The organism is Aeromonas sp. Y318-1, from assembly GCF_027706125.1.
Classification (GTDB): domain Bacteria; phylum Pseudomonadota; class Gammaproteobacteria; order Enterobacterales; family Aeromonadaceae; genus Aeromonas; species Aeromonas hydrophila.
On record NZ_JAPDCM010000035.1, the window covers coordinates 4,035 to 5,942 of the forward strand.

1 protein-coding gene is annotated in these 1,908 nt (G+C 57.0%); it reads right to left on the minus strand.

The genetic code is table 11. The annotated features are described in order from the left end of the window. The coding region (locus OKB87_RS23390) for an inverse autotransporter beta domain-containing protein (RefSeq protein ID WP_270828616.1) at positions 1-1,908 on the minus strand (1,908 nt) is incomplete at both ends.

Sequence of the window (1,908 nt, forward strand, 5' to 3'; positions counted from 1 at the left end):
TCACCATCGGTGTCCGGCTTGGTTGGGTCGGTCCCGGCGGTCTTCTCTTCACCGTCAGTCAGCCCATCACCGTCGGTGTCTATCCCCTGATCGCTAATGAATTCGAACTCCATGTTGTCACGCGCCACATGACCACTGGGGAAAGTGACTTCGACCTCAAGGCGGTAACGCTCACCGGTGTTGACCTGCTCAGGCACAACCAGCTCACGCCCATTGATCAGCGACCGCAAAGGCTCCGGAACGCTCAAGCGGTAGTGGTATTTGTATCCGTCCCGATCTGCTTCAACATCGCCTTCAATACTGTCCGTCGGAACAGCACTGCGTGCTTTGGCAGGCTTCTGACGCGGGTCGATGACCCCCCAATCAATTTGGTAGTGTGCGCCCGCACGTAATTGCACAAAGTGTTCTGTTAACTGAATGGAAGGAACCAGACCGCTATCTTCCTTAACCGTAACAACCCCTTCGGCCCGCGCTTCGTGCCCCTCGATATCGGTGACAATCGCGACCACCGGGTATTGATTGGGTTGACCCGCCCGATAAGCTGGCAGCGAGGGGAGCATCAGAGACAGTCGGTCCTGACCCACCATGTCTGGCGGTGTCAACCCGCTGAGTGTCAGAATGTCGCCAGACCATTGCACAGAGGCAATTTGCCGAGAGTGCTGAACATTAAGTGTCAGCGTCAGGGACTGCCCCTCAACGCCTGCAGCCTGGTCACTCAATGACGCACTGAGCGCGACCTTGTCGCGGTACTCCAGTACGATGTCGTTGTTGCGCTCAACCAAATCATGGCGCATGCCCGCCAATGACTTGTCAATCTTGGCCGGGTTCATCATCTCCGACAGCGTCGCCCCAAGGCGCCACTCCAGACCTAACGAGAAACGGGTATCGCTTTGTCCACCACTGGCTTCCACCTGCTCGACATCCATTTTCAGCAGCGGGAAGGGGTTGTAGTGCAAACCAGCGGTGATGGCATGCGGGTCTTTTTCACGCTGCTCACTGCCAAGCAAATCAACTTGGTCACCAAAATATTGCTCCGCCTCGAGCGAGGCACTCCACTGAGGATAAGATGGCAGGTAGGCTTCCAGACGCACATCAGCACCACGAGCAGCACGCTCTTGCATGCCCTCAAACTGCGATGAATCACGCCAACTGCTGAGCGGGGTATAGAAATTGGCACCCAGCTTGAGGTAATCGCGCCACGCCTCACCACCAAGACCAGCACGCCAGTGCTGGTTGGTCAGGTCATAATCGGCAAACAGGTTGTAACCAAGCATCCACTGTTCCAGAAAATGACGCTGACCGACACCCAGGTTGGCAATGGTGCGAGACTGCTCATTGCGACGCAGTCCAAACTGCGTAAAGAGCAATCGGTGTTGGTCTTCACTCACGGGCAGCAACACATCGGCTTCTGCCGTGGCCATATTGAAGTGCTCGTCCAACGTCACCCGGGTTCTGGCAGTGCCCATCCCCCCCAGCAAAGAGGCCGCATAGGCATTAGCTTCCTCTTCAAACTGGGTGGTCAATTGTTGTTGCCAATACTGCGCTTCCTGCTCAGCGCCATGACGCGGCGCTGAGAGCGACTCATCACCGGCTCGCTGCGAAGCGGCAATACTGCTGCGCACAGGACGATGAGTACCGTTGACCGTGCGACTGTCATTGAGAAGCCCAACTGGCTCACCGAGGTCAGGGCCAGACAAGGCTTGCCCAAGACGGGCGGCATGTTGGGCGACCTTGCGCTCCACATCGACCGGCGCAGTACCATCTTGCTTGAGGTGCAGCGGGTTATCACCGGTGAGCGCAGGCAATTGTGGGGGGCGCGGAACATTGATAGTGGATTTGACCCCATAGGTCCAGACACTTTTCCCGCTTAGGGTTGTGATACCCGACTGCGCAGAAATTCCCGTGGTG